This window comes from Allochromatium humboldtianum, assembly GCF_013385175.1.
GTDB lineage: Bacteria > Pseudomonadota > Gammaproteobacteria > Chromatiales > Chromatiaceae > Thermochromatium > Thermochromatium humboldtianum.
In genome coordinates this window covers 15,714-38,462 of sequence record NZ_JABZEO010000012.1, presented here as the reverse complement: position 1 = coordinate 38,462, position 22,749 = coordinate 15,714, and the positions used below count along the sequence as shown (strand labels likewise).

17 protein-coding genes are annotated in these 22,749 nt (G+C 63.1%); 10 read left to right on the top strand and 7 right to left on the bottom strand.

Annotation, left to right across the window (positions count from 1 at the left end):
- Positions 1 to 47: 47 nt before the first annotated feature.
- The 9 genes from HW932_RS16070 (at position 48) to HW932_RS22035 (ending at position 12,482) form a co-directional block, all read left to right on the top strand.
- Entirely contained in the window at positions 48 to 1,697 is a 1,650-nt protein-coding gene (locus tag HW932_RS16070) for a M12 family metallo-peptidase (RefSeq protein ID WP_176977512.1), read from the top strand.
- Positions 1,697 to 2,881 carry a glycosyltransferase family 4 protein gene (locus tag HW932_RS16065; RefSeq protein WP_176977511.1) on the top strand — a complete coding sequence of 395 codons (1,185 nt, stop codon included), beginning with the start codon at positions 1,697 to 1,699 and terminating at the stop codon, positions 2,879 to 2,881. Before HW932_RS16070 ends, HW932_RS16065 begins: the two co-directional genes overlap by 1 nt.
- 17 nt (positions 2,882 to 2,898) lie before the next feature.
- Positions 2,899 to 4,983 (top strand): DUF6311 domain-containing protein, encoded by a 2,085-nt coding sequence (locus HW932_RS16060; protein ID WP_176977510.1) that lies wholly within the window; start codon positions 2,899 to 2,901, stop codon positions 4,981 to 4,983.
- Positions 4,984 to 5,040: 57 nt separating this feature from the next.
- Complete coding sequence (locus HW932_RS16055; RefSeq protein WP_222932410.1) at positions 5,041 to 5,943, top strand: glycosyltransferase family 2 protein; 903 nt, start codon at positions 5,041 to 5,043, stop codon at positions 5,941 to 5,943.
- Complete coding sequence (locus HW932_RS16050) at positions 5,940 to 6,284, top strand: hypothetical protein (protein ID WP_176977509.1); 345 nt, start codon at positions 5,940 to 5,942, stop codon at positions 6,282 to 6,284. Before HW932_RS16055 ends, HW932_RS16050 begins: the two co-directional genes overlap by 4 nt.
- 313 nt (positions 6,285 to 6,597) lie before the next feature.
- Positions 6,598 to 7,602, top strand: a complete 1,005-nt coding sequence (locus HW932_RS16045; protein ID WP_176977508.1) for a class I SAM-dependent methyltransferase — start codon at positions 6,598 to 6,600, stop codon at positions 7,600 to 7,602.
- On the top strand, positions 7,595 to 10,381 hold the full coding sequence (locus HW932_RS16040) for a glycosyltransferase family 4 protein (RefSeq protein ID WP_176977507.1): 2,787 nt from the start codon (positions 7,595 to 7,597) through the stop codon (positions 10,379 to 10,381). The genes HW932_RS16045 and HW932_RS16040 overlap by 8 nt, the downstream gene beginning before the upstream one ends.
- The gene (locus HW932_RS16035; RefSeq protein WP_222932409.1) at positions 10,378 to 11,214 is read left to right on the top strand and encodes an ABC transporter permease; all 837 of its coding nucleotides are present in this window, start codon (positions 10,378 to 10,380) and stop codon (positions 11,212 to 11,214) included. The genes HW932_RS16040 and HW932_RS16035 overlap by 4 nt, the downstream gene beginning before the upstream one ends.
- Positions 11,215 to 11,231: 17 nt before the next feature.
- The gene (locus tag HW932_RS22035; RefSeq protein ID WP_176977506.1) at positions 11,232 to 12,482 is read left to right on the top strand and encodes an ABC transporter ATP-binding protein; all 1,251 of its coding nucleotides are present in this window, start codon (positions 11,232 to 11,234) and stop codon (positions 12,480 to 12,482) included.
- A gap of 224 nt (positions 12,483 to 12,706) precedes the next feature.
- Here the strand turns inward: HW932_RS22035 and HW932_RS16025 are convergent, their stop codons facing one another.
- The 7 genes from HW932_RS16025 to HW932_RS15995 all read right to left on the bottom strand — a co-directional run bounded on the left by HW932_RS16025 (position 12,707) and on the right by HW932_RS15995 (position 17,986).
- Complete coding sequence (locus HW932_RS16025; RefSeq protein ID WP_176977505.1) at positions 12,707 to 13,132, bottom strand: putative toxin-antitoxin system toxin component, PIN family; 426 nt, start codon at positions 13,130 to 13,132, stop codon at positions 12,707 to 12,709.
- A gap of 17 nt (positions 13,133 to 13,149) precedes the next feature.
- Positions 13,150 to 13,389 (bottom strand): AbrB/MazE/SpoVT family DNA-binding domain-containing protein, encoded by a 240-nt coding sequence (locus HW932_RS16020; protein ID WP_176977504.1) that lies wholly within the window; start codon positions 13,387 to 13,389, stop codon positions 13,150 to 13,152.
- 325 nt (positions 13,390 to 13,714) lie between these two features.
- Entirely contained in the window at positions 13,715 to 14,215 is a 501-nt protein-coding gene (locus tag HW932_RS16015; RefSeq protein ID WP_176977503.1) for a GNAT family N-acetyltransferase, read from the bottom strand.
- On the bottom strand, positions 14,216 to 14,491 hold the full coding sequence (locus tag HW932_RS16010; protein ID WP_176977502.1) for a type II toxin-antitoxin system TacA family antitoxin: 276 nt from the start codon (positions 14,489 to 14,491) through the stop codon (positions 14,216 to 14,218). It abuts the gene before it with no gap.
- 139 nt (positions 14,492 to 14,630) lie between these two features.
- Complete coding sequence (locus tag HW932_RS16005; protein WP_176977501.1) at positions 14,631 to 15,611, bottom strand: hypothetical protein; 981 nt, start codon at positions 15,609 to 15,611, stop codon at positions 14,631 to 14,633.
- Positions 15,612 to 15,622: 11 nt separating this feature from the next.
- Complete coding sequence (locus HW932_RS16000) at positions 15,623 to 17,140, bottom strand: MBOAT family O-acyltransferase (RefSeq protein ID WP_176977500.1); 1,518 nt, start codon at positions 17,138 to 17,140, stop codon at positions 15,623 to 15,625.
- A 15-nt stretch (positions 17,141 to 17,155) separates the two neighbouring features.
- Positions 17,156 to 17,986, bottom strand: coding sequence for a hypothetical protein (locus HW932_RS15995; RefSeq protein WP_176977499.1), 831 nt, complete (start codon positions 17,984 to 17,986; stop codon positions 17,156 to 17,158).
- Positions 17,987 to 18,378: 392 nt separating this feature from the next.
- Here HW932_RS15995 and HW932_RS15990 point away from each other — a divergent pair, with 392 nt between their 5' ends.
- The gene (locus tag HW932_RS15990) at positions 18,379 to 22,614 is read left to right on the top strand and encodes a hypothetical protein (protein WP_176977498.1); all 4,236 of its coding nucleotides are present in this window, start codon (positions 18,379 to 18,381) and stop codon (positions 22,612 to 22,614) included.
- The last annotated feature ends 135 nt before the right edge of the window (positions 22,615 to 22,749 follow it).

Here is a 22,749-nt window from a genome sequence, read left to right as displayed (position 1 = left end):
TGGGTCCCACAGGTCTTTCATCGAGCACTCAGCGCAAGAGGTTCGTCATGGATCCTTCCAGAAGAAGATTCGGCGGTTTTCGCCTAGCGGCATTCATATTCCTGGTCTTTTCGATTCTGCCTTGGGCGCGTGCCGTCCAAGCCGCCACCATCGACATCATGCTCGTCTATGACACCACAGCCACCTCCTGGGTCGCCTCCAACGGCGGCATGACGGCCTTCTCGCAGGATGTCGTCAATCGCATGAACCAGGCGATGCAGAACAGCGGCGTTGACATCACCTTCCGGCTCGTGCATTCGATGTCGGTCGCCTACACCACCCAGTCGAGCACAACGACGCCGCTCTCTGCCGATCTGAATGCACTGCAGGCTGGGACCGGACCCTTCGCCGCCGTCGCCACAGCCCGCAACACCTATGGCGCCGATCTGGTGTCGATGCTCGTCGATCATGGTTCGGCCTATGGCTATGTCGGAATAGGCTATATGCTTATGGACTGGTCCGGTCACGCCAATTATGCCCACACCGTCAATGCCATCCGCGCCGTCGCGATCGACCATACCCTGACGCATGAGGTCGGTCACAATCTCGGCGCCCATCATTCAAAATATCAGGCATCGGATCCCGGGCCGAACCCCAACCTCGACAATCAGTATTCGGCCGGCTGGTACTTCACTGGAACCAATGGCGTCAAATATCACACCATCATGGCCTATGATGACGATGGCTATGGCAGCTCTTACACGGAAGCGCCGTTGTTCTCCACGCCGCTCAAGACCTACCAGGGCGTTGCCGCCGGTCATGCCATCCATGGCGACAACGCGCGTCTGCTGCGTCAGACCCAGGACGTCGTCGCCGCCTATAGAACCGGGGGTTCGACCGAGCCGACCATCCCGTCCGCACCCGTGGCACTGGCCGCAACGAATGTCACCGGCACGGGGTTCACCGCCAATTGGAGCAGCGTCACAGGTGTGACGGGTTATTGGCTGGAGCTGTCCACGAGCAGCGCGTTCACGACGAAACTATACGATGGGGCACTCGGCAATATCACGAGTCAGGCTGTGACTGGCTTGAGTCCAAGCACGACCTATTACTATCGAGTTCGTGCCTACAATGATGCGGGACAGAGCGCCAATTCGAACGTGATATCGGCTACTACGTCCTCTCAGGGGGGGCAGTCTCAGTATTCGAGGCAGGTCTATGTCATGTATGCCGGTTATTTCGGGCGTCCGCCGGCACCTGCCGGTTTCGATTATTATTCGAACTGGATGAACATGACGGGTGGAAATTATCTGATCCTCGTCGATGACTTCTTCAAGTCATCCGAATCCCAGGCGCTCTATGGTCCGCTGACGACAGGGCAGAAGATCACTCAGGTGTTCCGATCTCTCTTTGCGCGGGATCCTCAATCGGCCGGACTCAGCTATTGGGCCGGGTTAGTGGACTCAGGCCGTATCTCGGTGGCCGAGATGGCCTATACCATCGCCTACAATGCAGCGGCAGCGGATCAAGCGGTACTCGACGCCAAGATCGCGGCAGCCCAAGCCTTTCTCGAAGAGTTCAGGCGCGTCCAGCAAACACAACCCTGTGCGATGGATGCCGACTATGGGCGAGATTTTCTCGCCGGCATCGAAAGCCAGGAAGACGCCGATTTCGAGATCATGTTCATCGATTTGACCATCGCGCTCATGTGTCAATGATGGGGATAAGGCTCATCCTCGATATCGATGCGATCCGCCACCCCCTCACCGGCATCGGTCGCTACGCCTATGAGCTGGCGAGGGGGTTGAATGGACATCCGCTGGTCTCCTCGGCTCGTTTCATGGGCGGCGGGCGCTGGGTCGAACCACCCTCACCCGACGATGAGGCATTGACTGCCGGCCCGGACGGCGAGTCCCGGTCGTCCTTGACGATGGCTTTGGCCACCCGACTGGCCTCCATATCCCCCATCATGGCCGGCTACCGTCAGTGGCGGTCGCTGCTCGCCTGGCGGCGACTCAGTGGATTCTCCGACCATCTCTATCATTCGCCCAACTATTTCCTGCCCCCCTGTTCGGGTCCGGCCGTGGCGACCATCCATGACCTTTCGGTCATACGTTACCCGCAATTCCATCCCGCCGAGCGCCGCGCTCTGTTCGAGCATGAATGGCCCAGGACGCTCGCGCGTGCTCAGTACCTGATCACCGACTCCGAATCCATCCGGCGCGAGGTCATCGAGCACTGCGGCTGGCCGGCCGATCGCATCGGCGCGATCCCACTGGGTGTCGGCAGATCCTTCCATCCCCGCTCAACGACCGAACTCGCTTCCTGTGTGCGTATCTATGGTCTGACGCCCGATGCCTATTGTCTCTGTGTGGCGACAATCGAACCGCGCAAGAACATCACCGGACTGATCGAGGCCCATGCTCGCTTGCCGGTCGCATTGCAGCATCGTTTCCCTCTGCTCCTGATCGGTGCGCGCGGCTGGAACAGCGCCGCCATCCATGAGCGCATCGAGGCGGCCCGATCCGGCGGAACCCTCAGATACCTGGAGTACGTCGACCAATCCGACCTGCCCTGCCTCATCGCCGGCGCGCGCCTCTTCGTCTTTCCGTCCTTCTATGAAGGCTTCGGCCTGCCGCCGCTCGAGGCGATGGCCTGCGGTGTCCCACTCGTCACCTCGACCTGCCCAACGCTTTCGGAGCTGGTGCAAGGCGTCGCGCTTCAGGTCGATCCGCTCGACATCGACGCCTTGCGTCAAGCCATGCAGCGCGGACTCGAGGATGACACCTGGAGGCGCGAGGCGCGAGCAATGGGATTGAAGCGCGCCGCCCATTACACATGGGGAGCCTGTGTCGAGCAGACGATACGCCTTTATGGTCGGGTGTCGGATGGCCATCACTGAGATTCCCGAGGTCACGGATGTCATCTAAGATCCCGGTGACCGAATGGTCATCGGCAGTCGCCTATTCAGTCGCTATTCTGATCGCGAGTCTGGTGGCCTGGTCCGTGTTTCCGCATGACTTTCTGGCGGGGCGGGCGCATCTGTTCGAAACCGGAGACTTTGCTCAACATCTCTCCGGGTGGCAGTTCTATCGTGACGACGAGTGGCGTTTTCCGCTGCTGCATACCAATCGTCTGAATGCACCTGAGGGCGTCTCCATCGCCTTTACCGACAGCATTCCGTTGCTGGCGATCTCGTTCAAGCTGCTTTCACCCTGGCTGCCTGAAGACTTCCAGTACTTCGGTCTTTGGCATGTGCTCGTCATCCTGATGCAGGCACTCGCGGGCGTGTTTCTGATTCGCTCCCTGGGTTGTCGCCAATGGTTCGCCTCCCTGGCGGCGGTGGCTCTGGCCTTGATGGCTCCGATCCTGTCCTGGCGCCTGGGCCATTCGGCCTTGATGGCGCACGGACTCGTCCTGTTTGCGCTCGGCCTGTATTTCAGGGGTATACGCGATCTCTGGCCGCGTGCGCGTTCGGCCTGGTGGCTGGCCGCGACTGCGCTGATCGGCTTGCTGGTACATCCCTATTGGCTGGCGATCTGTTTTGGGATCTTCCTGGCCTTCCTGTTCGATGAGGCGCGTACGGGAGGCTCCTGGGGAAAGCAAGTGAGTCGCCTGCTCATCACCCTGGCCGTGCTCGCATTCATCGTGCCGGTCTTCGGCTATGGGGGCAGCGGCTTGCGCGCCGAGGGCTTTGGGCTCTACTCGATGAATCTGCTCGCGCCTCTGTGCGGCGGTCGCCTGACGCCATGTTTCGTGGATGCGACCGGGGGACAATACGAGGGTTTCAACTATCTTGGCGCGGGCGTATGGCTGCTCGTCGCGATAGGATTCACGGCACTCATTCGCGATCGCGGCTCGATCGACTGGCCGATGATCCGGAACCGCTATCCGGGCCTCATGCTCTGTGCACTTGCCTGCACGCTCTACGCCGTTTCGAATCGCGTCTATCTGGGGACGCATCTGCTTCTCGAACTTCCATTGCCGGACATGCTGGCCTGGGCGACCGGGATCTTCCGCGCCGGCGGGCGTTTTTTCTGGCCGGTGTTCTATCTGCTGACCTTCGTTGCGCTGGCAACGGTACTCAAGCGGTTCGGACCGCCTCAGGTGATGCCGATCCTGCTCCTCGTCCTGCCCCTCCAGTGGTGGGACGTGCAACCGATTCGGCAGCGCCTGACAGATCGCGTCGAGGAGCAGGCTCAGGGGGATCTCTCGCCTTGGAAGGCTGTGCTGCATGACGTGAAACGGATCGATCTGCACCCGGCCTTTGGCTGCCAAGAGGGCGATATCGATCAGTATTTCTTCTTCCAGCGTCTGGCCGGACATTTCGGGTTGACGCTCGACAGCGGCTACATCGCTCGTGCCAACCTAGATTGTGCCGCCAAGAGCGCAAAATTTTCGCGCCCGTTCGAGACCGGCCAACTCTATGTCTTGGCCTCGCCCTTCTTCAGTCGCTCTCCGATGACCATTCCCGATGGCTTCAGGAATGCGCTCGCGCGTGGCGAGTGCTCGCAGTGGCGCCAGGCGCTCCTGTGCAAACCGGGCATGTCGTCTGACGCCTGGAATGATGTCCCCTTGAAATTGCAGTCGACACTGCGCTATTTGCCCGGCGGTCGTTTACAATGGCTGGCCGACAATCTCTCAACCAATATCGGTACGGTCATCGACGGCGAACTGCGGCCGGAGAATCCCGAGGCGCATGACTTCCTGAGTTTTGGTCCCTATGTGGCCCTGCCGGCTGGTTCCTATCGCGCGCGATTGGACTACCGCAGTCACTTGCCTGTCGATCGAACCGCCGGGGTTTGGGATGCGGTCGCGGCCCCCATCGATGGCGGTCGCCGCCGGATCTATGGTGAGGGTTCCCTCATGGGAACGGCCGGCCGGAGCCGATCATTATTGATCGAATTCGATGTCTCCGACGACGATGGTCCGCTCGAGGTTCGCACGATCTACCCGGGGCACGGCGATCTGCGGATCAGACGTTTGATCGTCGAGCCACGTTGAACATCCAGGACGCTTTTCATTTCCTCCATGCCGATGTCAAGCCTGATTTCGTTGGTCGTGCCCGTCTTCAACGAGGCCGTCTCGATTCGCCGCAACCTGGCGATCATCCTCGCGGCTGTCGACGATGAGTCCGATATCGAGCTGATCGCCGTGGATGATGGTTCGACCGATGCCACTTCTCTGGAACTCGCGCGTGCCGCTCGGGACGATCCGCGTATCCGTCCGTTGTATTTCACGCGCAATTTCGGCAAGGAGGCGGCCATCCATGCCGGATTGGTCGCGTCGAAAGGAGCTTGTGCCATCGTCCTGGACGCAGACCTACAGCATCCTCCCGCCCTGATCCCAGAGATGCTTCGTCATTGGCGCTCGGGGTTCGCCGTGGTCGAGTGCGTCAAGGTCGATCGTGGCGACGAGTCCTGGCTCGCCAGGGTCTACGCCCAGTCGTTCTATTGGATGTTCAGACACTTCGCCGGCATGGATCTGCGCAACCATAGCGATTACAAGCTGCTCGACCGCGCCGTGGTCGAGCTTTACCATGCCCTGCCCGAGCGTCGGCGCTTCTTCCGGGGACTGATACACTGGGCCGGCTATCCAACGGCCCGTATCCCGTTCGAAGTGGCCGAGCGCGAGCTTGGCGCCAGTCGCTGGAGTCGGCTCAGACTCCTGCGTTACGCCATCGACAACCTGACCAGTTTCTCCAGTCTGCCGCTGCATCTGATCACCGCCCTCGGCTTCATGACGCTCGCGCTGGGCGTGCTGATCGGGTTCAACAGCCTCTATCAGAAATTCATGGGTGTGGCACTCGACGGCTTCACCACGGTCAATCTGCTGCTCATCATCATCGGCGGATCGCTCATGATCGCCCTGGGTATCATCGGTCACTATCTCGGTCGGCTCTATGACGAGATCAAGGGCCGTCCGCCCTATCTGCTCAAGCCACCTCCAAGGGAAGACGCATGAATCAACCCCTCTTGGCGCTGATCGCGGTCCTGTGCAATGTCGGTGCGCAGTTGGCCATCAAGGAAGCGGGACATCTGGTGGAGCGTGGCTCTGGTATCCTGGCCTGGATGAATCCGGTGCTGATGCTGGCCGTCGGCCTCTATGGCGCCAGTTTTCTGTTGACGGTCAAGGTCTTCGCCGTCAATCCGCTGACCGTTGCCGCTCCCATCATGGCCGGCAGCACCTTCGTACTGGTTGGCGTGGCCGGGGCCTTCGTCCTGGGCGAGACGCTCGGTGTCTATCGCCTCGTCGGGATGGGCTGCATCCTGGCCGGTATCCTGCTCATCACCCAATCCTCCTGAGATTGCCTGCCGACCGCCGCATCATCAGGTTCGGACTGCACGGATCGCCCGCGATCGATCCGTCATGCAGCCGGGAATCGACGTGATCATCATGCCAAAACTGTTCAGCGATACACACCACATCCAGGCGCTCCAAACCAGGCTCGAACGCGTGCTGACGTCCCCGAGTGACGACAGCCTGTCAGCGCTGACTGCGCAGCACTCGTCCGTCGCGGATCAGACATCCGCGACAGGTGCGTCCGGGCTGAAATGGATAACGGGGAGACTGAGCCTGCTGCGCTCCTGGCGTACGAACGGTTATTCGCCTCATTGGTTGATCCAACGCCTCCCCGGAATACGGGATCTGTTCAACCTCACATGGGCGTTGCTCACCATCCAGGGGCGCTTGTATCGTCTCCAACTGGCCATTCAGGAGACCCAGGTCGGTCTCAAGCAGCTCGAACAGGGGATGCGCGAGCGCCAACGTCTTGCCGAACAAGGCTCCATGGTGCTGGATCGGCGTTGTGCCGCTCTCCAGTTCGACCAGGACTTCATGCGTCGCGAGATCGAGCTGCTGGAATCACGGTTCGCGGCCATCCAGGCCCCGGTCGCGCCACCGCCGCCACCGACGATCGGCGCGCAACGTGACGATTGGTACATGGAGTTCGAGGAGACGCATCGCGGTTCTCCCCAGGACATCCGCACGCGCCAGTGTGTCTATCTGCCTTTCGTGCGCGAGGCCATCCCCGATCCGAGCGCCGGCCATGTCCTCGACCTCGGCTGCGGTCGCGGCGATTGGCTGGCCCTGCTGGACGGGGAAGGCTTCCAGGCCCGAGGCGTCGACAGCAACGCGACCCTGGTCGGTGTCGCGCGTCGTGCGGGCTTGCGCGTCCATCACGCCGATCTCTTCGAATATCTCGCTTCTCTCGGTGATCGAACGCCGGCGGCCATCACGGCTTTTCAGCTCGTCGAGCATCTGCCGCTCGACAGTCTGCTGGTGCTTTTCTCCGAAGCCCGGCGCGTACTGCGTCCGGGCGGTCTGCTGATCCTGGAGACGCCCAATCCCGAGAACCTGCAAGTGGGTGCCTACAGTTTCTGGATGGACCCCACGCATGTGCGTCCTCTGCCGCCGCCCCTGCTCCATCAGCTGGCCCGGCACTTCGGTTTCATCGACGTGCGTATCGAGCGCCTCAATCCCTGGCCTCAGTATCGCGAAGACGCCGAGTCGGCCGATCCGTTGAACCGGCTGCTCTACGGCGGACAGGACTATGCCCTGATCGCGCGTGTACCATTCTATCCAGTGCCATCCCAGACAGAATACGCCTCATCCGATGATTGATACCGCTCGCCCGGCCTTGCCCCCTCCGCTCCAGACCCGTGTCAAGACCGACGAGATCCTGATCGGATTCGCGCTCGATCCTGCCGAGCCGTCGTCCGAAACCTTGGCTTGGCTGGAGTCACTGGCCGAGACCCTGACCCGGCTCGCCCCCCTTCCGGTGCGGCTCGTACTCATGCAGGACGCAAGCACGGGGGCCGATGCCTGCCGGCTTGCGTCGCGTCCTGGCTTGAGCCTCGACAGCGCCGCGCTCGAATCCGCGACCGGACTCGCCCGGTTGGCTCAGCTCGAAGCGCTCTGCCTGCCTGTCGCCGAACTCGAACGCTACAAGTCCCGGCTCGCCCGGCTCGCGATTCCAGCCATCGTCCGGCTCCCCGACGGGGCCGACGCCTGGACCGGCGGCGGTCTGGCCGTCGCCGATGCCACGCCCCAGGAGATGGCCGGTTTGCTGCTCCTGCTCGCCACGGATCCGCCGACCCGGCGCCGCACGCTCGACGGTCAGCGCCCCTGGTCGCTCGACCCGGACAGCCGGCGCTGGCGCGTCGAGGGCGTCTTCGACTCCAGCTACAGTCTGGCCATCGTCAACCGCCGTCTCGCCATGGCGCTCGAGGACAGCGGTGAGCCTGGAGAACAGGTCGCGCTACTGACCTATGAGCAGGGCGACGATCCCCAGCCCAACTTCGCCGCCGTCGAAGACCCGGCACGGCTACGCGCGATGTGGGAGTCGAGCCGCGACCCGCGCGCGCCGAGCGTCGCGCTGCGCAACGCCTGGCCGCCGCGCGTGCGCGACATGCGCGGCGAGCGGCGCGTCCTGGCCAACTATGCCTGGGAGGAGACCGGGTTTCCGTCGGCGGACGCCCAGGACTTCAACCGCGTGCTCGACCTCATCACCGTCGTCTCGACCCAGACCGCGCGCTTCCTCCAGGACGCCGGGGTCGAGGTTCCGATCGCCGTGGTCGGCAACGGGGTCGAGCATCTGCTCGAAGCCATGCCCGAGCCGCTGCCGTGCGTCCTGCCCGAAGGCTTTCGCTTCCTGCACATCTCCTCCTGTTTTCCACGCAAGGGGGCCGATATCCTGCTGGAGGCCTATGGACGCGCTTTTCGCGATTTCCACGATGTCGTGCTCGTCATCAAGAGCTTCCCCAATCCGCACAACGACGTCGTCGAACAGCTCGAACGCTACCGCGCGCGCGACCGGCACTATCCCAGGGTCGAGATCATCCTCGACGACTGGACGCCCGGTCAGATCGCCGGACTCTACGACGCCTGTCAGGTGCTGGTCGCGCCCAGCCGGGGCGAGGGCTTCGGGCTGCCCATCGCCGAGGCCATGCTGCACGGACGACCGGTGATCGTCACCGGCTGGGGCGGCCATCTGGACTTCTGCGACGCCGACACCGCCTGGCTCATCGACCAGCGACCCGCGCCGGCGTGCACCCATCTCGCGGTGCCCGATTCGCTCTGGAGCGAACCGGATCCCGAGCATCTCAGCCAGCTCATGCGCGAACTCTACATGGCGGCTCCCGAGCAGCTTCGGCCACGACTGGAACTGGCCCGAGCGCGCGTGCGCGAGCGTTACACCTGGTCGCGCGTGGCCCGGCTCACCCGCGACGCCCTGGCACGGATCGACGCCCAGCCCGGACCGCGACCGCCGGTACGGGTCGGCTGGGTGAGCACCTGGGGTTCGCGCTGCGGCATCGCCGCCTATTCGCTCCATCTGACGCGCGCCTTCGAGCCGGACGCGCTCCTGGTCCTGGCCCCAGAGAACGAACGGCTCGAACACCCGGACGCACCGAACATCCGCCGTCTCTGGCGTCTGGGCGAAGACGATCTCACGGCCATCGTCGATACGGCACGCCGCGAGCGTCTGGAGATCCTCGTCATCCAGTATCACTGGGCCTTCTTCGGGCCATTGGCCCTGGCAAGGCTGTGCGAGTCGCTGCGTCGTCAAGGCATCCGGGTCGTGCTCGACTTGCACAACACGCGCAGTGCGCTGCCTGAGATGATCCAACCGACCTTCGTGGCGCCTCTGAGCCGGGTCGACCGGATACTGGCCCATACCCTCGACGACGTGGAGCGTCTCCAGGACTGGGGCTTATCGGCCAACGTGACGCTCTGGCCGCTGTGTGTCTATGACATCCCACGACCCAGCGACGAGGAGCGGCTCGCGGAGCGCCGCACGCGCGGTCCGGACGGCGCGACCGTGCTGGCGACTTACGGCTATCTGATGCCGCACAAGGGGCTGAGCCAGATGATCGAGGCCCTGCCCGAACTCATCGCCGCACATCCGAACCTGCATCTGCTGATGATCAATGCCTGGTACTCGGCCGCCGCCTCAGACGCCGAGCTGAAAGCCCTGCGGGCGCGCATCCTCGAACTCGGTCTGAGCGAGCACGTCACGCTGGAGACCGACTATCTCTCCGATCAGGACTGCATCGCCCGGCTGGCCCAGGCCGATCTGATCGTCTTTCCCTACCAGCACACCCAGGAGTCGTCCTCGGCCGCCGTGCGCATGGCCATCTCGGCCGGGCGCCCGATCGCCGTCACCCCGCTGGCGTTCTTCGCGGACGTCGAGCCGGCCGTCCTGCGTCTGCCCGGCACCGCGCCCGCCGAACTCGCCGAGGGGCTGGCCGATCTGATCGCTCGCCTGCAAAAGCCCGAGTTCGCGCGCCAGGCCGGCGAGCGCGTGCGGGACTTTGCCGATCGCCATGACTCCAGGCGGCGCTCGCGCCGGCTCAAGGGGATGCTCACCGGCCTCGTCCGCCAACTGGAGCCGAGCGCATGAACACGGGTCAACCCTCCGCCATCTCGCTGAGCGCGCTGCCGCTCACCCTGCTGCGCGAACTCTGGGCCTATCGCGGCTTCATCCTGGCCAGTGTCCAGCGCGAACTGCGCGCCCGCTATCTGGGCAGCCAGTTCGGACTGGCCTGGGCCGTGATCCATCCCTTCGCGCTCATCCTGCTCTATACGCTGGTGTTCTCCAATCTCATGCGGCCCACGCTGGCCGGGCATGATGCGCCCATCGCCTACAGCGTCTATCTCTGTGCCGGGCTGCTCACCTGGACCGTCTTCAGCGAACTGCTCGGGCGTTCGGTCGGGATCTTCGTCAACAATGCCAACCTGCTCAAGAAGGTCAGCTTTCCCAAACTCACCCTGCCGCTGATCGCCATCCTCTCCAGCCTGCTGCACTACGCCATCATCATGGCGCTGTTCATGGCCTTCCTGGTGCTGGCGGGGTATTTTCCGGGCTGGGTCGTGTTTGCCGCCGTGCCCGTGATCCTGATCCTGGTCGCCTTCACCGTCGGGCTGGGGCTGTTGGCCGGGACCATCAACGTCTTCTATCGCGACATCGAGCAATTCACGGCGCTGGTGCTCCAGTTCTGGTTCTGGTTCACGCCCATCGTCTATGTGCGCTCCATCCTGCCCGACTGGCTCTCGGCGCTGCTCGGCTGGAATCCGGTGTTGCCCATGGTGGCCGCCATGCAGTCGATCTTTCTGGACGCGCGCGCACCCGACTGGTCGACGCTCGTCTATCCGCTGACGCTCGCCGGGCTGCTGCTGGTCCTGGGCTGGCTGGCCTATCGGCGGCTCGGCGGTGAGATCGTCGACGAACTCTGACGGGGAACCGGAGCGACATGGGGCATCTACGCATTCGCAACCTGGGCAAGGCGTACAAACGCTATACGCACAAATGGGGTCGGCTCGCCGAGTGGGTGGGGTTGGGTCCACAGCATCAGCCGTGCTGGATTCTGCGCGACATCGATCTCGACATCGCGCCTGGGGAGTCGGTCGGCGTGATCGGCGTCAACGGCGCCGGCAAGAGCACGCTGCTCAAGCTCATCGCCGGTACCACCCAGCCGACCACGGGCGCCATCGAGCGGGGAGGGCGTCTGGCGGCCCTGCTGGAGCTGGGGATCGGGTTCCATCCCGAGTTCACGGGGCGCGAGAACGTCTGGAGTTCGGCGTCGCTCGCCGGGTTGGATGCGGCCACCATTGCGGCCTGCATGGACGACATCGAGTCCTTCGCCGACATCGGGGACTACATCGACCAGCCAGTGCGGACCTATTCCAGCGGTATGCAGGTGCGGCTGGCCTTCGCCGTGGCCACGGCGGTGCGTCCCGATATCCTGCTCGTCGATGAGGCGCTGGCCGTTGGGGACATCTTCTTTCAGCAGAAGTGTTTCGAGCGCATCCGTGCGTTTCGGGCGGCGGGTACCACGCTGTTGTTCGTCTCGCACGCCATGAGCACGGTCTATGCGTTGTGCGATCGCGCGATTTTGCTCGAAGGCGGGGTGGTGAAGCTGGACGCCGAACCGCGCCGGGTCATCGATCTCTACAACGCGACCATCGCCAACCGGCTCGGCACGGGGGATCTGGAGATCGCCGAGGATGAGGCGCCGGAGAGGCCTGTCGGTTCCTATGGGCGGGGGGATGTCACGATCGAGCGTGTCGAGGTGCTGCATCAGGGGCGGCCGGTGCGGACGCTGGTCGGCGACAGCGAACTCACGCTGCGGGTGCGGGTGCGTTTCCACACGGCGCTTCAGGATCCGCATGTCGGTTTCCAGGTGCGCGACCGGCGGGGTGAGGCGCTCTATATGACGCACACGCATGGGATGGGTCTGAGCATCGGTCCGGTCGCGGCGGGTGAATGTGTGGAGGTCAGCTACAGTTTTGCGGCGCGGCTGATGGCGGGAGATTACAGCCTGACGGTGGGCGTGGCCGATGGTGGGCTGCCGGGAGGGCATCTCGAGCGCTCGCTGGCCCGGATTCAGGATGCGGCGCCGTTCAGTCTCACGCGCAACATCCGCGCCGCCCATTGGGATGGGGTCTGCAATCTCGATCCCCAGTGCCGAATCGAACGGCTGTCGATTGCTCCCGCCGGATAGCGGGCCATCGAATCCATGGACCTGACAGATCGCCAGTCCCGGATGGAAGTCGATCTGCTGGTAGTGGATACGGATACCGTGATCGCCCTGGAATGCAAATCCCGCCTCAGCTACGAGAACATTTGATGACCACGTGCTCCGGCTGGCGAGCTTCAAGTCCTGCTTCCCCCAATACCAACCCTACACCCTGCTGGGCAGTGACTTCTCTTTTTTGCAGGTTCGCGTTAGTGCGACTGCAACCAGTCGGCGAATTCCGCGACGGTCAGAATGGGAACGTGAAACTGGTCCCGAACGGCTTGAATGTCACCATCGCCACTGACTAGGGCATCGGCACGACCGACGACAGCGAGCACCAGAAAGATGATGTCGTCCGCGTCGCGAATGTCGGGCAAGCTCTCTGGTGTGGTGTCGATCTTGACGGTTTCGACGTAAGGGAGGAAGTCGGCCAGTAGCGTTTCCTGCTCCTCGCGGGTCAGCTTGAACTTGGGGTAAGTGAGCAACCGTAGCAGTTCGCTGACCGTGTCGTGACTGGCCAGGGCGGTGAAGCGCTTGGTCTGCCAGGCTTCCCGCAGCCAGTCAAACCTGCCCCGCGAGAAGATCAAGGCCGAGACCAGGCAGTTGGTGTCGAGGACAACGCGCTGAAGGCTCATCTCACAAGCCCCCGCCTTCAGGCGGGGGTAGTTGACGCATGCTTTCTCGCCCAGGCGATGGCGTCGCCCACGTCGTCTTGCGTGATGCCCAGTTCTTCCAGCTTGGCCCGTACGGCATCCGCCTGCTGCAGGCGAACCGGTGTCAGCACGATTTTGCCGTCCTGAACGGTGACGTCGTAGTAGTCGGCCTCGCCGGCGGTCTGGACGATGGCCTTGGGTAGGGTGATCTGGTTCTTGCTCGTACGCTTGGCCAGCATTGCAGTCTCCGAAAGTAATGAAGTAAGGAATTTGATTCTAGCTCGTTCCCGAGCCAATGCAACCGCGAGGAGAGCGAACAGGGGCCAGGATCGAATGGGTTCGCGTAGCGCAAAGCTGACGCCCCAGCCCTCCACACCCGCGCATCGGCTACACTCGGCCCCATGAAAGTCGACAGCCCGCGCTCTGAGCTTGAGGTTTTCCGGCCATGGCTGTGTGTTGAGAAGGACCATCGCCTATAACGCGAGCGCCGAAGACTTGGCCATCTTGGACGCCAAACGTGTGACGGCCCCGCGCTTGCTGATTGCAGGAAAGCCTGGCGACGACTCAAGCCAAATCCGCAAAGTGTGAGCGTGGCAGTATCCAGCGGCCGGGCTCGCCGGGAAGTTCGATGAAGCCGAAGTGCTGATAGAACGCAGCCGCCTTGGGTGATTTGGCATCAACAACGATGGCGGCCACCGCCAGCGTTTCACTGGCTGCAGCAACACGCTTACACGCATCTGCCAACAGGATTGAACCGAGTCCCTGCCCATGAAACCGCCGGCCCACAGCCAAACGGCCAAGTAGTGCCACCGGAACTGGGTAGCGAGGCAGTTTTTTACGCAACTTCTCGGGGAGCGTCTCAGCGGCGATGCCGGCGGCGCTGAGCGTGTAGAAACCGGCCGTCACCTGGGGTTGCACGGTTGGGCTAGCCACAAAAACCCGCGCCACACCACGCTTGATGTCCTGCGAGGCATAGCGCTGCAGGTATTCGTCGAGCGCTTTCTCACCACAATCGAAGCCGGTCGTCTGCGCATTGCCGTCGAGTGCGTGAATGAAATAGGCCATTTACTGCACGTGCTTGGCGTGACGGAAGAACGCGCGCTGCAATGCGGGGTTGGCTTGGGCCGGCGTATCCAGTGCGTCCAGGAATGCGGCGAAATCATCCTGAGACAGGGTGATGGCTTCGTGCGCCTGCACGACCGACTGGGCTTGCTCGACCGCATTCCTGAGCACGAACTCGGAAACGCTCATATGCGCATACGCGGCCGCTTTGTCGAGCAAACGGCGTATCTCCTGATCGCAGCGGATGTGCAGCCGGGTATCTTTGGCAAGGGCTGTCATAGCGGACTCCTAAATGCGTACCTGATGAATCGTGCGCCATTTGTGCGCACGCTGTCAAGTCACCTTCAGCCCACTGAGCGGCCAACGTCCAATGTTCTTCCAGTAGCGGAATAACGGCCATGTCCACGGTTTTGGACACCTATGGCTTGGGCAGGCGTTCGATGAGCGCCAGGGTGTGGCGGGCGCGGGCGGCGGCGGTGAGGTGATAGGGGGTGTCGAAGAAGTCCTCGGGCGCATACATGAACGCGCGCGGCTCGCCGAAGAAGCTCAGGCCCAGGGCGCGCACGCGCTCGGGCAGGGTCTCGTAGTAACGGCGCTCGCGCGGGTCTTGGTGGTAGCTGGGCTGATCCATGAGCGTCGGCGGCGCCAGCCAGAGTGTGACGCCGCGCGCCTGGAGTCGGCGCTGGAACGCGCGCAGCCGACGCCATCCGAGGGCGTTCGGGCGATCGTCGCGCCCGTAGGTGTGGCGCTTGGCGCGTGCGGCGGCGTGCGCGGCTTCGACGGCGGCGCGCTCCTCGGGCGTCAGCCGCTCGGGGTCGTTGTGGGTGTAGTCGCCGCGCGCATCGAGATGCTGCCCGCCATAGAGTCCGGTGCCGGGCGGAAGCGGATCTGGCTGCCGACGCAGACCGGCGAGCAGCCGCGCCGCCGGCAGACGCGCGACGAACGCGGCCCGCTCGTGCAGCGGCCGCCCGCGCCAATAGTCGGGATCCTGTCCGACGACGTGATCGAGCAGTTGCGCGCTCGGCGTGGTGTCGCCCTGGTAGAGCGGATATTCGAGCGGCATCAGCACCAGATCGCCGGGGTTCAGATAGGGCTCGGCCGAGCGCAGGATGTAGTCCAGTCCCAACGCCGCATTGACGCCGAGATTGACCACGGGCCGCCCCCAGGCCGCTTCCAGTCGGCCCGAGTCCAGACTGAAGAGCGCATTGGAACCGGCGAGCACCACCACCTTGGGGCTGGGCAGGGCGGCGGCGCGCGCCTGCTTGAGCGCATAGGCCTCGGCCATCCAGCGTGCGCCCGGCACCGGCTGGCCGAGCTGGAGCCGGAACAGCAGGCTCCAGAGCGCCGACAGCAGCAGCAGGGTGACGACCAGCGAGATCCAGTAGGACGAGGCGCGCATGGCGTGACGGCTCAGAAGTTGAAATAGAGGAATTCACTCGCCGGCGCGGTCAGCAGGGTCTTGAGCGCGATCCAGAGCAGCAGGCCCGCGATGATCCCCTGGAACACGCCCGACCGCCGCTTCAGCGGCCGGTTGGGTTCGGGATCATAGCCGACCCAGCGCCAGCCGGTCGGCAGGCCCCAGACGATCATAAGCCCCAGGGCGATCCAGGCCCAGGCGAGCGCCGGATCGGCGTCGAGCCAGCCCTGCCAGAAGGCGGGTGTCGGCCACCAGGGGGCGGTGCCGAGGGCGGCGAAGAGTGCGCCGAGATCAGGGAGTCCGGCGTAGAGGTTCAGGGCGGCGGCGAAGCTCGGGGCGCGAAACGGCACCCAGGCCAGGGCCGTCAACAGGAAGGTCAGGCCGATCCAGACCGGCGTCGGCACGCGGGCGGCGAGTGTGCCGAGACGTTGTGAGCGGGCGCACCGGTCACGCCAGGCATGGTTGATGAGCAGCAGCCCGCCATGCAGTCCGCCCCAGAGGACGAAGGTCCAGCCGGCCCCGTGCCAGAGTCCGCCCAGCAGCATGGTGGCGAGCAGGTTGAGCCGGCGTCGCCCTGCGCCCAATCGATTGCCGCCGAGCGGGATGTAGACATAGTCGCGCAAAAAGTGCGAGAGCGTGATGTTCCAGCGGCGCCAGAAGTCGATGATGGAGCGGGCGCGGTAGGGCGAGTCGAAGTTGACCGGCAGCTTGAGCCCGAACAGCAGCCCGAGGCCGAGCGCCATGTCCGAGTAGCCCGAGAAGTCGAAATAGAGTTGCAGGCTGTAGGCGAGCATCCCCTGCCAGGCCAGATCGCCGCTGACCGGGCCGAGGGCGGCGGCCTCGAAGGCGGGTGTGGCGTAGCGGGCGAGGGTGTCGGCCAGGGCGACCTTTTTGAACAGTCCGAGGGCGAAGAGGGTGACGGCCAGGGGCCAGTGGTCGCGTGTCGGGAGCAGGGGGTTGCGTGCGGTGTCGAGCTGGGCGATCAGCGGTCGGTGGTGGACGATGGGGCCGGCGATGAGCTGCGGGAAGAAGCTGATGAAGACCAGATAGTCGAGCAGCCCGTGGTCGCGCACCTGTCCGCGGCGGCAGTCGATCAGGTAGGCCAGTTGCTGGAAGGTGATGAAGGAGATGCCGAGCGGGAGCAGCAGGGGGGCGAAGGGGACGTGCCAGCCGCCGAGGACGGCGAGGTTGTCGGCGATGAAGTAGGCGTATTTGAAGACGCCGAGCACGGCGAGGTCGAAGACGAGTCCGAGCTGGAGCCAGCGGGTGGCCAGGGGTTTGCGACCGGCGGCGAGTGCGTTCAGGATCTGGCGCCCGATCCAGAAGTTGAGCAGGATGGAGGCGACGAGTCCGGGCAGATAGGCGGGGTTCCACCAGCCGTAGAAGAGCAGGGAGCCGGCGACCAGGAGCGCCAGCGCCGGGCGCAGTCCGCCCCAGCCCAGCGCCAGCCGCCACAGCAGCAGGGTCAGGGGCAGGAAGAGCAGGATGAATTCCAGCGAATTGAACAGCATGCGCCGGTACGCCGATCAGTCTTCGGACCAGAGCAGATCCAGCACCAGGCCCTCGCCGGGCAGGGCGATGCGGCCGGTTTCGCGCCAGGCTTGGTCGAAGAACACCACCTGTCCGGTGGTCAGGTCGCGTTCGCGGCGTTCGGCCAGTTCGGAGACGCCGACTGCCCAGCCGCCCGGTATTTGGGCGATGCCGCGCGTGAATCCGCCGACCTCCAGCCGCCATCCGGTTTCGCTGACGAGGACGCCTTCGGCGGATGAGCAGGTGCAGAGGTTGCCATCGAGGCGCCGGATGTTGTGGGCCTGGACGCCGAGTTCGATCTCTCGGGTCGGGGGCACGGTGTGGCCGGCCAGGGCGGCCTCGATGGGGAAGGCCAGCAGTCGGCTGGGTCCGCGTTGGTGGGCGAGTACCCAGACTTGGTCGTCCTCGAACAGGAGTGAGTTGAAGTGGAAGCAGTCGGGTGGGCTGGCGGCCGGGGGTTGGCCGAGGGGCCACCAGCGCTGCCAGGTGCCGTCGGGGCGGCGGATGGCGATCAGGTCGTCATGGCTGCATGTGGCCCAGAGGGCGTCGTGGTGCCAGGCGATCTCGTGCAGGTCGCGCAGGGGGAAGGGGGGGCGCCAGGCGGTCTCCAGGCGCCAGTCGGGGGTCAGTATGAAGATGGCGCCGGTTTCTTGGTCGGGTGGGGTGGGGGCTGAGACCAGGCGTCCGCGTGCGGCGGTCAGGAGTTGTCCGCTCGGTGTGCGCGCCAGTCCGTAGTAGAGTCCTTCGCCGTGTCGGCGTCGGTGTGTCGTGCCCGTGGCCGGGTCCAGGGTCAGGATCGAGTGCGAGGTGGTGAGGATCAGAGACATCTGAGGGTCCGAGGCCGGTGGGGCGTTTGGGGTGCGTATCGAGGGTGTTGTGGCAAAGCGACATGTTAGACATGAAAAAGACAGGCGACAAGTTCACAAAGCTTGGTTGGATTTGCTAAAATCACAAAGTCGTTGCAAATCCGCACCGCTTGGCGCTTCCGGTGGGCTGTGTTCCGCGGGCCGCGCGGGTGCGATGGCGCGAACGGTGTGTCTGGCGCTTGAAATCGGCGTCCAGGCAGGGCAGTATCCGCTTCTACAGGGCGGATGAGTATGCAGGGCTCGTGCGGCGAAACACGATTGACAGCGTCGTCCGGGACAGAGCCTGAGTCGTCATAGCATTGTCGGTACTGCAAAGATCGTTTTCCAACATTCCGTTAAGGAGTTTTTAGAGCATGGCTACTTCCATCTATGAGAACCAGGTCTACACGCTGTTCCTCGGCTATTTCGGCCGTCCGCCGGCGCCTTCTGGTCTCGCCTACTACACCAGCCTGATGGACCAGAGTGGTGGCAACTGGCTCATCATCGCTGATGACTTCTATAACTCCCCCGAGTCGCAGGCGCTTTTTGGCGGCAAGTCGGTTGAGGCTCAGGTCAATCAGATCTTCCAGAATCTTTTTGGCCGCGATGCGGCGGCGGCGGGTCTGAATTACTGGACCGGTGAGGTGCTGGCCGGTCGCGTCTCCCTGCCCGGGCTGGCATATACCGTCGCCTATAATGCGCAGGAAGATGATGTGGCTGTGCGCGACGCCAAGATCGAGACCTCCAGGCTGTGGGTCGAGTCGCTCGACACGACTGAGGAGATTCTGGCCTTCCAGACGGATGCAGGGCGGCAGAGCGCGCGTGACTTCCTGGCGACCGTGACCACCGATACTCCGGCGACGCAGGAGCAGGTGGACAACGCCATTGAGGATATGGTACAGGGTGGTGGCAGCAACCCCGGCCAGACCTTCACGCTCACTACAGGTGCCGACACCATCGTTGGGATGGTCGGTTCCAATGGCACCACCGACAACTCGGGTGACGACATCATCGTCGGCACCAATACGACTTTGACTGCCGGCGACAATCTCAATGGCGGTAATGGCGAGGATGTGCTGCGCGTTTACTCCGATGCGGCCAAAAACTACGCCGGCTTCGAGCTTTCCAATATTGAGACCCTGCAAGTTACCGCCGACGGTGCACAGCAGACCTTCGAACTGTCCGGTGCCACGGGTCTTGAGACTCTGGTCAGCCGCAACAGCAGTCAGACGGCTGTCTTCCAGCAGCTCACCACGCTGGCCAACCTCAGCCTCGACAGCCTGACCGGCGCCAGCAATGCGACCGTCCAGTACCAGGACAGCGTCGTGGCCGGTGCCGCCGATGCGGTGGTGCTCACCGTGAACAATTCCAATGCCGGTGTCGTGACGCTGGGGAGTGTCGGTGACCCCAATGGCGGTATTGAAACCGTCAATGTTGTGGCGACGGGCGCTGACACCAAGATTGCGACTCTTGACACTGATCTCACGACGTTGAACTTCTCGGGCGACAAGAATGTCACCATCACTAACGCCCTGAACAACACCACCAAGACCATCGATGCCACGGGTTCGACCGGCGGCGGTCTGACGGTTGGCATCGGCGCAGGCAATGCCAACAATGTGACTTTCACCGGCGGTAAAGGCGACGATCAGGTCACCTTCGCCACCGGCACGCTTAATGTCAACGATCAAGTGACCGGCGGGGACGGTAATGACCGGATCGTCGCCGACCAAGCCGACCTGATCGCCGCGAGAACCAAAATCTCCGGCGTCGAATACATCCGCGTACAGAGCACGCTGATCAACAACGTTGCGGATGCCGCCAACGTGCTGGATGCCAGCGATTTTGCCGATGCGACGCGGTTCGAGTTGGCAAATGGCTACAACACTGCGCGGATCGATAACCTCAATGCCACGCAGCAGCGGGTAGATATCCTGCAGGGTATCGGCGGCGGCGCGAACGTCGGAACCCTCACGATCGATGACGGCGCAACTGCCGCCACCAACGATCAGTTCACGCTTGCGCTGGGCCAGGACAAGGTGAACAACAGCGTTGTCGCAGATGTTGACTTCGTGTCCGGCACCATCGAGTCAGTCAATCTGATCTCCAATGGCGATGGCGCGACGGCCGGGGGCGCCCATACCCTCAACCTGCTCAACACCCTGGGTGGCAACACCAATGTCCATACGCTGAACATCACCGGCGTGGAAGGGCTGACGGTGACGACAGCCGGCAGCAAGGTGACGACCGTGGCGGCAGGCGATGCCACTGGTGACCTCGATCTGACGGGAGTCGTTTACAGCGCCACCGCCAATGCGACGATCACCACCGGCAGCGGCAATGACACGGTGACCGGCGGCGTGAAGAACGACACGATCAACGTCGGCAGCGGCAATGACGTGGTGAACGCATCGACCGGCGCCGACGGCATCACCCTGGGCGATGGCATCGACCGCGTCATCTATACCGCCTTGAATCAATCCAACTCGACTGGCACCGATACCATCGCCGATTTTGTCAATAAAACCGACATCATCGACATCAGCGGCTTGGGCGCGACGGCCTATGCGGGTACCAAGGCCACCTTTGACCTGGCGCAGGGTGCGCTGGCCGGTGGCGGTTTAGTGTCGTCGGTGTTCGATGCCTCCAACAGCCGTTTCTGGGTGGATGTGGATGGCAACGGCACCCTGGACGGCAACGACCTGCGGGTCAATCTGGCTGGCGTGACGACCCTGGATGCGGCCTCGGTGGTGACGGCGGCCGGTGTCAATGCGGTGAATCTGACCGGCAATGTCACGATCGCCACGGACACTGGCAACATCAACGTTCCGGGCTTCGCCGGCGGTTACGCCACGGTTGCCGCCGCTCAAGCAGCCGGCGTGCAGAGCTTCGTTGGCAATAACACCAACCAGCTCAGGCTGAATGCCAGCGCAGAAGCCGCCCCCGTCGCCTTCAACATGACGACTGGCGTGCTGACCGCCGGTACCGGCGCGCAGGTGAATAACGTCCTGTATCGCGGCGTGCAGACGGCGGATGTCAGCAGTGCGGTGGCGGATACCGTCACGGTTGCGGCGGCCGATGTGACCGCCTATAACCGCGCCGTGATCGGTTCCAACGCCGCTGGCGACATCGTCCGTGTCGGCGCGGGTAACTATGGCGCCAATCTGGCCTTGACCAGTGTCGATGTGGTTGAGTTCTCGGGAGTGGGCGGGAATTTCTCGATCACCACGACCGATGGCGCCGAGACCAACACCTATCGGAATCAGACTGGACAGGCGCTCGGCACGGTGGTTATCAATGCCGGTGCCGAAACGAGCGAGGCCGTCACGGTCAATCTGCTCAATGGTATCGCGGCGGCCGCTTACACGGGCTCTGCGCAGGCGACCTTCGACGGCGGGCAGAACATAAACGCCACAACGGGTGACGGGATCGACACCATCGTTGTCAATAGCTTCGATAAGGGTGGCACAAATGGTTCGTTTGTGCTGGCTCTCAATGGCGGCACTGACAATGTGACCGTGGCCGAACTGGCGACGGGTAACGTTGATGGGGATGACTTCCAGATCAACGGCGGTAACGGTACCGACTCGCTGTCGGTTGCGCTCACCAATAAGACGTTTACTGCCGATGCCGGCGATATCGTGTCGTTCGAAACCGTGGGCTTTACCCTGAACGGAAAGGCGCTGTCCTGGACCACGGCTGATGGCGATATCGATGCGGCAACGACGATTACGGTGACCGATGGCACCGGTACGGCGAATGTCACGATTGACGCTTCTCTAGAGGCGAACCAGAAGGTCGATATCAACCTGACCGCGACGGCTGCTTCAGCGTACTCGCTGAAGACCGGTGGCGGCAGCGATACCGTGACCGTGACCTTGGGCGATGATAATGGCCTGGATGTCACCGCTGATATCGTGGATCTCGGCGCGGGTGCACTCGATACCCTGACCGTTAATCTGAATGGCAAGGCATTGGATGGGGCTCTGGCTGGCAAAATCGATGGTCTTGAAGTGTTCCAGACGACTGGAACTGGAGCCATTGGCGGCACGACTGCCTTGACCTTCGCAGATGACGATTTCTCGGCCACGAGCGTCAATAATGTGATCGACATCTCCAGTGCGCAGGTAAATGCCAAGGTTGACTTCGATGGCTTTACAGCGGGGACGGTTCGTTTGGCTGATAACAGCGGCATTACGAACACAGTCGCCGATGGCATTACTAACGTGGGCGGCGATCTGACCATTGACTTCGGTCGTGCCAATGCCACTGTGGCGGACGTTGACGCCGATGCGGCGGGCAACATCTTTACGTTCGAGTTTGGAGCCTCGACAGGAACTCAGGGAGTGCTTTTCCAAGCTACAGCAGTTGATTTGGCTTCGGGCACCATCTTTGACTTCGCCAACGCTGTGACGAATGTTGGTGCTGCCAGCACAGCTACAGCGAATGAAGTTATCATCACTGCGGGTGCGAATACAGTCATTCTGTTTGACGCAAATGGTGATGGTGCATTCTCTGCCGCCGGTGATGTTCAAATTACCCTGACGGGTCAGAATATTGCTGCAGCAGGGTTTGGTGTGGATGCGGGCGGTAACCTCTACATTGTGTAACAAGCAAGGTAGGATGGGTCAAGTGACCACGGTATGACGCTGATGGTTGGCACAGACGCCGACGGGTCACGAAACCCACCGAACCACTGACCTGGATGTCACATTGAAACGCCCTCGGGAAACCGGGGGCGTTTT

Excerpts from the sequence above, each read along its gene's own strand:
- HW932_RS22035 (WP_176977506.1), top strand. The coding sequence starts at position 11,232 with ATGGGGCATCTACGCATTCGCAACCTGGGCAAGGCGTACAAACGCTAT.
- HW932_RS16040 (WP_176977507.1), top strand. The coding sequence starts at position 7,595 with ATGATTGATACCGCTCGCCCGGCCTTGCCCCCTCCGCTCCAGACCCGT.
- HW932_RS16005 (WP_176977501.1), bottom strand. The coding sequence starts at position 15,611 with ATGCGCGCCTCGTCCTACTGGATCTCGCTGGTCGTCACCCTGCTGCTG.
- HW932_RS16065 (WP_176977511.1), top strand. The coding sequence starts at position 1,697 with ATGGGGATAAGGCTCATCCTCGATATCGATGCGATCCGCCACCCCCTC.
- HW932_RS16035 (WP_222932409.1), top strand. The coding sequence starts at position 10,378 with ATGAACACGGGTCAACCCTCCGCCATCTCGCTGAGCGCGCTGCCGCTC.
- HW932_RS15995 (WP_176977499.1), bottom strand. The coding sequence starts at position 17,986 with ATGTCTCTGATCCTCACCACCTCGCACTCGATCCTGACCCTGGACCCG.
- HW932_RS16050 (WP_176977509.1), top strand. The coding sequence starts at position 5,940 with ATGAATCAACCCCTCTTGGCGCTGATCGCGGTCCTGTGCAATGTCGGT.
- HW932_RS16070 (WP_176977512.1), top strand. The coding sequence starts at position 48 with ATGGATCCTTCCAGAAGAAGATTCGGCGGTTTTCGCCTAGCGGCATTC.
- HW932_RS16020 (WP_176977504.1), bottom strand. The coding sequence starts at position 13,389 with ATGCTGGCCAAGCGTACGAGCAAGAACCAGATCACCCTACCCAAGGCC.
- HW932_RS15990 (WP_176977498.1), top strand. The coding sequence starts at position 18,379 with ATGGCTACTTCCATCTATGAGAACCAGGTCTACACGCTGTTCCTCGGC.
- HW932_RS16015 (WP_176977503.1), bottom strand. The coding sequence starts at position 14,215 with ATGGCCTATTTCATTCACGCACTCGACGGCAATGCGCAGACGACCGGC.
- HW932_RS16010 (WP_176977502.1), bottom strand. The coding sequence starts at position 14,491 with ATGACAGCCCTTGCCAAAGATACCCGGCTGCACATCCGCTGCGATCAG.
- HW932_RS16000 (WP_176977500.1), bottom strand. The coding sequence starts at position 17,140 with ATGCTGTTCAATTCGCTGGAATTCATCCTGCTCTTCCTGCCCCTGACC.
- HW932_RS16025 (WP_176977505.1), bottom strand. The coding sequence starts at position 13,132 with ATGAGCCTTCAGCGCGTTGTCCTCGACACCAACTGCCTGGTCTCGGCC.
- HW932_RS16060 (WP_176977510.1), top strand. The coding sequence starts at position 2,899 with ATGTCATCTAAGATCCCGGTGACCGAATGGTCATCGGCAGTCGCCTAT.